This is a genomic window from Halomonas sp. BC04, assembly GCF_000568385.1.
Window position 1 is genome coordinate 1 of sequence record NZ_AZQX01000224.1, and the last position, 8,835, is coordinate 8,835.

Here is an 8,835-nt window from a genome sequence, read left to right on the forward strand (position 1 = left end):
CAGGCGGCGCCGCTGGCCCCCGCCTTTCATGATGCCCTGTTTCGCCGGGAGGGTGAGTGGCTGATGGTGCTCAACCTGGGCGCTTCGCCAACCTGACGCTGTTGCCCCCGGCCGAGAGCGATGCAGAGATCATCGGCTTCGACACCGGCCCCGCCAACGCCTTGATGGATGGATGGCATGCCCGTCATCGCGGCGGTCGCTTCGACCCGGACGGCACCTGGGCCGCTTCGGGGCGAGTCGACGAAGCCCTGCTGGAACGCCTGCTGGCCGAGTCATTCTTCCATCGACCGCCCCCGCGCAGCACCGGCCGTGAAGTCTTTCATCTCGAGTGGCTGGCGCGTCATTTGACGGGAAGGGAAGCGCCCGAGGATGTGCAGGCCACATTATCGGAGCTTACCGCCACCAGCGTCGCACTTGGCATCGCGATGGCGAGAGAGCGACTTGAGGCACCGCCGGCAGCCGCCCTGATCCCCTGTGGCGGTGGCGCCCATAATCCGGATCTACTGGACCGCCTGGCCCGGCATATCCCGGAGACGCCCTGGTGCCCAGCAGTGACTGGGGCTGGCCGGCCGACTGGCTGGAGGCGGGCGCTTCGCCTGGCTCGCCTGGCGAAGGCTCGAAGGCCTGCCCGGCAACCTGCCCAGCGTCACCGGCGCCGCCGGACCTCGCGTGCTCGGCGGCATTTACGCCCCCTAACGTGGGAGCCAAGGAAGCACTGTAGCATTAGGCGAACGGCTGAAGCGGCTAGGTTCGTTCCCGACGAACCAACGCACTTCCCACATCCCTGTGGGTCGCAAGGTGCACGGAGCACAGAACCGAGCGAAGCGACAAACATCCGAAGGATGGCTCCGAAGGAGCGAGAAGCCGCAGGCTTCGAGTCAGCCGGAGCATATGGGGTATATGTGAGGACTCCGCGCACCGCGCAACGCAGCGATTCGGCCGTGCAGGCAATGATTCGGTGCTTCCTAGAAATCGTCTTCGTCGCGCAAGGATAGCCGCTGGGCCGAGTCCTGCGCCTTGGCCAACACGTCGCTGCCTTCATCCGCGTACTTGATCATCATCCGCAGATTGTTGGCCGAATCGGCATGCACCAGCGCCACCTCCTCGGTGATCTGCCCGCTCTTGTAAAGGTCATACAGCGCCTGGTCGAAGGTCTGCATGCCGAGATCCCGAGAGCGGGACATGGCATTCTTGATCTCGCTTACGTCGCCCTTGCGGATCAGGTCGGCAATCAGGGGGGTGCGCAGCAGTATCTCGATGGCCGGACAGCGCCCGCCATCACGGGTAGGCAACAGCTGCTGGGCCACGATCGCATGCAAGTTCAGTGATAGATCGAGCCAGATCTGCTCATGCCGTTCGTGAGGAAAGAAATGAATGATACGGTCCAGCGCCTGGTTGGCGTTGTTAGCGTGCAACGTGGCCAGACACAGGTGCCCTGTCTCCGCAAACGTCAGGGCATGCTCCATGGTTTCGCGCGTACGCACCTCACCGATCAGGATCACGTCCGGCGCCTGGCGCAACGTGTTCTTCAGTGCCACCTCGAAGGACTCGGTATCGATCCCCACTTCCCGCTGGTTGATGATCGCCTTCTTGTGGGGGTGAACGTACTCGATGGGATCCTCGACGCTGATGATATGGCCACCCACCGTCTCGTTGCGCTGCTGGATCATCGATGCCAGGGTGGTCGACTTGCCGGTGCCGGTGCCGCCCACCACGAACACCAGGCCACGCTTGAGGTTGGCCAGCTCCCCCAGCTGTTGCGGTAGTGACAGCTCTTCGAGATGGGGGATGTCGAAGGCGATACGCCGGATCACCATGGCCAACTGGCTGCGCTGCTGGAAGGCACTGACCCGGAAGCGGCCCAGCCCGGACAGGCTCAGGGCGAAGTTGGCCTCACGGTCGATCTGGAAGCGCTCCCGCAGCCCCTCCGGCACCGCCGTATTGACCAGCTCACGTACCTGAGCCAACGAGAGTTTCTGCTCACCCAGTGCGATCAACTTGCCGGCGATCTTGATGGTGGGGGGGGCCTGCACCGAGATCAGCAGATCCGATGCTTCCTTCTGGGCCATGATACCCAGCAGTTGCTCCAACCATTCCTGTGCTGTCATGCCCCTTCCCCCTTGCCTGTTCTGTTTCGCCACGTTTATCCAACATCCCTAGGAACCTATCGGCTTGACCGGTTCTCGCAGTAGATCACTACCAAGCCCGACAGACTCCTAGGCCAGCGTACCCTTGGCCCGGGTCTGAGCCTCTTCCCGGGTCACGACATTGTCCGTGACCAGCTTGGCCAGGGCCGCATCCAGTGTCTGCATGCCCAGATTGCCACTGGTCTGGATCGCCGAGTAGATCTGGGCCACCTTGTCCTCGCGAATCAAGTTGCGCACCGCTGCATTGGCGATGAGGATTTCGTGGGCGGCCACTCGCCCGCCGCTCTGTCGCTTGAGCAGGGTCTGGGATATCACCGCCTGAAGGGATTCCGAGAGCATCGATCGCACCATCGATTTTTCCTCACCGGGAAAGACGTCGATGATTCGGTCGATGGTCTTGGCGGCTGAGGTGGTATGCAGGGTACCGAACACCAGGTGACCGGTCTCGGCGGCGGTCAGCGCCAGCCGGATGGTTTCCAGGTCGCGCAGCTCGCCGACCAGTATCACGTCGGGATCCTCGCGCAGGGCACTGCGCAGGGCCTGGGCAAAGCCGTGGGTATCGCGGTGCACCTCACGCTGGTTGATGAGGCAGCGCTTGCTTCGGTGCACGAATTCCACCGGATCCTCGATCGTGAGGATATGGTCATAGCGGTGATCGTTGATATAGTCGATCATCGCTGCAAGCGTAGTGCTCTTGCCGGAGCCGGTGGGGCCGGTAACGAGCACCAGGCCGCGGGGCAGCAGCGCCAGTCGACGGAAGACGTCCCCCAGCGCAAGGTCGTCCATGGTCAGCACTTCACTGGGAATGGTGCGAAAGACCGCGCCGGCGCCCCGTGCCTGGTTGAAGGCATTGACACGGAAGCGCGCCACGCCCGGCACCTCGAAGGAGAAATCGGTCTCGAAGAATTCCTCGTAGTCGCGGCGCTGGCGGTCACCCATGATGTCGTAGATCAGCTTGCGGACTTCCCGGTCCTCCATCGCCGGCACATTGAGCCGCCGAATGTCGCCATCGACGCGAATCATGGGCGGTAGACCGGCTGACAGATGCAGGTCGGATGCGTTCTGCTTTGCCGAGAACGCCAGCAGTTCGGTAATATCCATGCGGTTCCCCTGCTCCCAGGTAAGGTTCACTCCAGTATGCCAGACCTTTTGACATGAAGGACTTCAGGTGAGTAATACCACGAATCTCATCATCAGTGAGTCCCTGGCAGCCGCCCGAGCGCGGCTGGTCGATGCCCTGGCGGCAGCCGGCGCCCGGCCGATGACGCACGATTGCTGGCGGTCAGCAAGACCAAGCCGGCCGCCATGATCCGGGAAGCTTGGGAGCAGGGACAGCGGGACTTCGGCGAGAACTACGTTCAGGAAGCACTCGCCAAGCAGGGCGAACTTGGGGGCCTTGAGGGTATCGTCTGGCATTTCATCGGGCCCCTGCAATCCAACAAGACCCGGGAGGTGGCCGAGCACTTTGCCTGGGTACACAGCGTCGAGCGTGAGAAGATCGCCCGGCGCCTGAACGATCAACGACCCGCAAAGCTCGGGCCTCTGGACATCTGTCTGCAGGTCAATATCAGTGCCGAACCGAGCAAGTCCGGGGTCATGCTCGAGGAATTGCCGGGACTGGCCGAAGCTGTGCTTTCGATGCCCTCACTCCGGCTGCGGGGGCTGATGGCCATTCCTGCTCCTGCCGAGGAAGCATCGGCCCAGCGCGAACCCTTCGCCCGTCTGCGCCAGGCATTGGAAACATTACGCGAAATGTATCCGGAGGCACCGCTGGATACCCTGTCGATGGGCATGAGCGCCGACCTGGAAGCCGCCGTGGCGGAAGGTGCCACTCTGGTACGATTGGGAACCGCCATCTTTGGCGAGCGGGAACGCTCATCCTGAACACGAGACAAAGCGTCGTGCGTACCGGCATCTGGCCGGTCGCTTCATAACGAAAAAGGACAGATCGCTATGGCCAGCAGAGTCACCTTCATCGGCGCCGGCAACATGGCCAGCGCCATCATTGGCGGCATGATCGACAGTGGTCACCCGGCCACCGGCATTACTGCCACATCTCCCAGCGATGCCTTCCTGGCGCCGATCCATGAGCGCTACGGGATTCGTACCAATACCGATAATGCCGCAGCGGTACGGGACGCTGACGTGGTGGTGCTGGCCGTCAAGCCCCAGGTCATGAGGGAGGTGTGCGAAGGCTTGCGCGACATCCTTCAGCGCCAGCGCCCGCTGATTGTCTCGGTGGCCGCCGGCATCGACGCTGCCACCCTGCAGGCCTGGATGGGCGGCGGCATACCACTGGTGCGCTGCATGCCCAACACGCCCTCCCTGGTCGGTGCCGGTGCCGCCGGGCTGTATGCCACGCCCGAAGTCACCGACGAACAACGTAACCAGGCCAGCGAACTGCTTGGCGCCGTCGGGCTGGTCGAGTGGGTCGATGAGGAGTCCCTGCTGGATGCTGTCACCGCCGTTTCCGGCAGTGGCCCTGCCTATTTCTTCCTGATGTTCGAAGCCATGGAGGAGGCCGGCGTGAAACTGGGCCTGCCCGCCGAGACGGCTCGCCGCCTGGCGATCCAGACCGCTCTCGGCGCAGCGCGCATGGCCCAGGAGAGCGAGCTGACACCGGCTCGTCTCAAGCGTAACGTCATGTCGCCCGGCGGCACCACCGAGCGCGCCGTTGAGCACCTTGAGCAGGCGGGCCTGCGCACCATGATGATCGACGCCATGGACGCCTGCGCCAAGCGCGCCCGCGACATGGGCGATGAATTCGCACAGCGCTAGCGCTTAGAGGCCGACCGCAGCTTGCGGCGGCCTCCCCCGACACGAGAGAAAGGAGCCGAACATGGGAAATGCTGGCCTGTTGCTGGTCAACACCCTGATCAACATCTATCTGTTTCTGATGATGCTGCGCTTTCTGCTGCAGGCATCACAAGCCGATTACTACAACCCCATCAGCCAGTCGGTGGTGAAGATCACCCAGCCGGTGGTGCGTCCCTTCCAGAGTTTCCTGGGCCCGGTGATGGGCCGCTTCGACCTGGCGACCCTGGCCGCCGCCTTCGTGCTCAAGGCGATCAGCATCGTGGTAATCCTGCAGATCGCCGGCTTCGGCATGCCGCCGATAGCCAATGTCGCCATCGGCGCTGTGGCCGCCATCGCCAATGCGATTCTCAAGATCTATTTCTTCGCCCTGATCGTGATGATCATACTCAGCTGGGTGGCCCCCAACGCCAGTCATCCGGGTGCACTGCTGGTCATGCAGCTGGTGGAACCGATCATGGCGCCGGTACGCAAGGTCATTCCGCCACTGGGCATGATCGACCTGTCGCCGATCGTGGTATTCATCGCCATCAGCATCATCGATGGTATCGTGGTTGGCGCCCTGACCCGTGCCGCCGGTATCGCCGGAGCCCTGGTCGGCCTGTAAGCCCGTGTCGACCCATACCGGACCTCAACGACAGGACGCCGAACCACCGATGCCCGAGATTCCCGCCGACTCGGTCGGCCTGGTGACGCCACAGACGGCGCACTTCGACGCCCCCCTGGAGCTGGCCTGCGGCAAGACGCTGCCGGCCTATGATCTCGTCTATGAAACCTACGGCACGCTCAACGCCGAGCGGACCAATGCCGTACTGATCTGCCATGCGCTTTCAGGTCACCATCATGCCGCGGGATTCCATGCTGCCGACGAGCGCAAGCCGGCTGGTGGGACGCCCATATCGGACCCGGGAAATCCATCGATACCAATCGCTTCTTCGTGGTCTCGCTGAACAACCTGGGGGGCTGCCACGGCAGCACCGGCCCCGTCAGCGTCAATCCGCAGACCGGCCGTCAGTGGGGGCCTGACTTTCCGATGATGACGGTGGGCGATTGGGTCCACAGCCAGGCACGCCTGGCCGACCGCCTGGGAATCGAGCGCTTCGCCGCCGTGATCGGCGGCAGCCTGGGCGGCATGCAGGTACTGCAATGGAGCCTGGCCTACCCCGAGCGCATCGCCAATGCTGCGGTCATTGCCGCCACGCCAAAACTGTCGGCACAGAACATCGCCTTCAATGAAGTGGCACGCCAGGCCATTCGTTCCGACCCCGACTTTCACGACGGCTGGTACAACGAGCACGGCAAGGTCCCGCGCCGTGGGCTCAAGCTGGCACGGATGGTGGGACATATCACCTACCTGTCGGAAGATGCCATGGGCAGCAAGTTCGGCCGCGACCTGCGCAGCGAGGATCTCAACTTCGGCTACGGCGTGGAGTTCCAGGTGGAGTCCTACCTACGGCATCAAGGCGATACCTTCTCGAGCTCCTTCGATGCCAACACCTATCTGCTGATGACCAAGGCCCTCGACTATTTCGACCCGGCCGCGGTACACGGCGGCGTCCTGGCCAAGGCGGTGAAGCCGGCGCAGTGCCCCTTCCTGGTGGTCAGCTTCACCAGCGACTGGCGCTTTCCCCCCTCCCGCTCCCGGGAGCTGGCCAACGCCCTGATCCGGGCCGGCAAGTCGGTGAGCTATGTGAACATCGACTCTCCCCACGGCCATGACGCCTTCCTCCTGCCGGAGCCACGCTATCAGGCCGTCTTCGCCGCCTTCATGTCCCGTGCGGCCCGGGAACTGGGCCTGGAGGAGCGATCATGATGCGAGCCGACCTGGAACTGATTCACCGTTGGATCCCCAAAGGAGCGCACATCCTCGACCTGGCCTGCGGCGACGGCACCCTGCTCGAGGCGTTGGCCCGGGACAAGGGGGTCAGCGGCTATGGCCTGGAGATCGACCCGGCGGGCATCACCGCCTGCATCGAAAAGGGCGTCAACGTCATTGAGCAGAACCTCGACGAGGGCCTGATGAACTTCGAGGATGACACCTACGACCTGGTGGTCATGACCCAGGCGCTGCAGGCGCTGCGCCGCCCCGACCGGATGCTCGACGAGATGCTGCGGGTCGCCGACGAATGCATCATCACCTTCCCCAACTTCGCCTACTGGCGGCACCGGGTACATCTCGGCATCCGCGGCTACATGCCGGTCTCCAAGACGCTGCCCCATGCCTGGTACGATACCCCCAACATTCACCTGTCGACCTTCAACGACTTCGAGCACCTGTGTCGCGAGAAGGGGCTGACGATCACTGACCGGGCCGTGGGGATACGCGATCATGAAGGGCACTGGGCCTCGCGGCTGTGGCCCAATCTGTTCGGCGAAATCGCCATCTTCCGCATCAGTCGGCAGCGGGAGTGAGCCCGGTACCGGCACTTCCGCGGCCGACCAACTGCGACAAGAGGGAGTCATGATGAAATATCCAACCTGCCTGGCCCACATGGCTTGCCTGCTGCTCCTCTGCCTGTCGCTACCCTTGCAGGCCCAGCAGTACGAACAGGTGGGCGACTACCAGGTGCACTACAGCGCCGTCAGTACCAGCTTTCTCAGTGAGGAGGTGGCCGCCGAGCATGGCATCCAGCGCAGCCCGGCCATGGCCCTGGTCAATGTCAGCGTGCTCGAAGCCCTCGAGGATGGCACCATGCGGGCGGTGAACGCCCCGGTCAGCGGCAAGGTCGGCACGGTGGGCGACAGCTCCCCAACCCCGCTCTCCTTCCGCTCGCTGCGCACCGGCGACAGCGTGTCGCAGGTTGCGGTCTTCCGTATCATCGAAGGCGAACCCATGCGCTTCGACCTCGAGGTACGCCACGACCGCAACCAGCCACCGGCCGAAGTCGGTTTCATCCAGCGATTCACCATCGACCGATGAGCCCCGCACCTGCCACCATCATCGCTCGACGCTCTCAGCTCGACGCCACCTCGGCACTGGGTCTACGCCTGCCCGACGGGCGCGACGTGCTGCTGGTGACGCTGCACGGGCGCATCAGCGCCTTCGTCAATCGCTGCCCCCACCAGGGGGTGACGCTGCAGGCGGCACCGAACGTCTTTCTCGAAGCGAGCGGGGAGCTGATTCAGTGCGCCATGCACGGCGCCCTGTTCCTGCCCGAAACCGGCGAGTGCGTCTTCGGTCCCTGCCAGGGGCGCTACCTGGAACCGTTAGCGGTTTCAGTCAATGCCGAGGGCCATATCCAGCTGGCGAGTGAGTGAAACGGGCAGCGCCTCGGCCAGCCGAATCGCATACGGCGTCCCCTCGAGGCAGTCCACCCGGCAGCCATGAGCCAGAATTTCTACCCCGCGTTCCGCTGCCTCGCCCAATGCCAGGGCATAGGCGGGGTCGAGGTGTGAGGCGGCGGCCACGTCACCGATGCCGGTATGGGCCACACAGAAAAGCAGTACCGCCCGGTGGCCCTGGGCCACGAGATCCCCCAGCACCCCCAGGTGTCGTCGCCCCCGCTCGCTCACCGCATCGGGGAAGTAGCCATGGCCATCGCTCTCCTTGAGGGTCACCTGCTTGACCTCGACGAAGGCGGCTCCCCGCTGCGGGTCGTCCAGGCGGAAATCGAGCCGGCTCGCGACTTTTCCCCCGTCCGTTGTCACCTTCGCCTCGCGCTTCAGCGTCGTATAGCCCGCCAGTGTCGCCACCCGTCCCGCGAGCAGCGCCTCTTCGACGATGCGGTTGGCCCGCCCGGTATGCACCGAGGCGAGCGCCAGACTGCCATCCTGCTGTGGCAGCTCGATCAGCTCCCAGGTCCAGGCCAGCTTGCGCGCCGGGTTATTGCTGGGCGCCAGCCAGACGCGGCAGCCCGGCACGTTCACCGCACGC

At 64.0% G+C, this 8,835-nt stretch carries 8 protein-coding genes and 3 pseudogenes; 8 read left to right on the top strand and 3 right to left on the bottom strand.

Translation table 11 applies throughout. From position 1 onward, the window contains the following. Positions 1-56: 56 nt before the first annotated feature. Positions 57-696, top strand: a pseudogene (locus tag Q427_RS15600) (anhydro-N-acetylmuramic acid kinase). A gap of 269 nt (positions 697-965) precedes the next feature. Here the strand turns inward: Q427_RS15600 and Q427_RS15605 are convergent. Continuing rightward, on the bottom strand, positions 966-2,108 hold the full coding sequence (locus Q427_RS15605; protein WP_043515572.1) for a PilT/PilU family type 4a pilus ATPase: 1,143 nt from the start codon (positions 2,106-2,108) through the stop codon (positions 966-968). 108 nt (positions 2,109-2,216) lie between these two features. Next, on the bottom strand, positions 2,217-3,248 hold the full coding sequence (locus Q427_RS15610; RefSeq protein WP_043515574.1) for a type IV pilus twitching motility protein PilT: 1,032 nt from the start codon (positions 3,246-3,248) through the stop codon (positions 2,217-2,219). A 67-nt stretch (positions 3,249-3,315) separates the two neighbouring features. Here Q427_RS15610 and Q427_RS15615 point away from each other — a divergent pair. The 7 genes and pseudogenes from Q427_RS15615 to Q427_RS15645 all read left to right on the top strand — a co-directional run bounded on the left by Q427_RS15615 (position 3,316) and on the right by Q427_RS15645 (position 8,219). Then, positions 3,316-4,031: pseudogene (locus Q427_RS15615) on the top strand (YggS family pyridoxal phosphate-dependent enzyme). A gap of 69 nt (positions 4,032-4,100) precedes the next feature. Then, positions 4,101-4,925, top strand: coding sequence for a pyrroline-5-carboxylate reductase (gene proC, locus Q427_RS15620; RefSeq protein ID WP_043515579.1), 825 nt, complete (start codon positions 4,101-4,103; stop codon positions 4,923-4,925). 61 nt (positions 4,926-4,986) lie between these two features. Continuing rightward, a complete protein-coding gene (locus Q427_RS15625) occupies positions 4,987-5,568 on the top strand; it encodes a YggT family protein (protein WP_043515581.1) in 582 nt (193 codons plus the stop codon). A 49-nt stretch (positions 5,569-5,617) separates the two neighbouring features. Further along, positions 5,618-6,774, top strand: a pseudogene (gene metX / locus Q427_RS15630) (homoserine O-succinyltransferase MetX). Then, complete coding sequence (gene metW / locus Q427_RS15635; protein WP_043515584.1) at positions 6,774-7,373, top strand: methionine biosynthesis protein MetW; 600 nt, start codon at positions 6,774-6,776, stop codon at positions 7,371-7,373. The pseudogene metX and the gene metW overlap by 1 nt, the downstream one beginning before the upstream one ends. Before the next feature lie 49 nt (positions 7,374-7,422). Further along, positions 7,423-7,881: a DUF4426 domain-containing protein gene (locus Q427_RS15640; RefSeq protein WP_043515583.1), complete on the top strand. Its 459-nt coding sequence runs from the start codon at positions 7,423-7,425 to the stop codon at positions 7,879-7,881. After that, a complete protein-coding gene (locus Q427_RS15645; protein WP_051496435.1) occupies positions 7,878-8,219 on the top strand; it encodes a Rieske (2Fe-2S) protein in 342 nt (113 codons plus the stop codon). Before Q427_RS15640 ends, Q427_RS15645 begins: the two co-directional genes overlap by 4 nt. Here Q427_RS15645 and sfsA read toward each other — a convergent pair. Then, positions 8,178-8,835: DNA/RNA nuclease SfsA (gene sfsA, locus Q427_RS15650; protein WP_043515589.1), on the bottom strand; the 658-nt coding region annotated here is incomplete at its 5' end. The two genes, Q427_RS15645 and sfsA, sit on opposite strands and share 42 nt — an antisense overlap.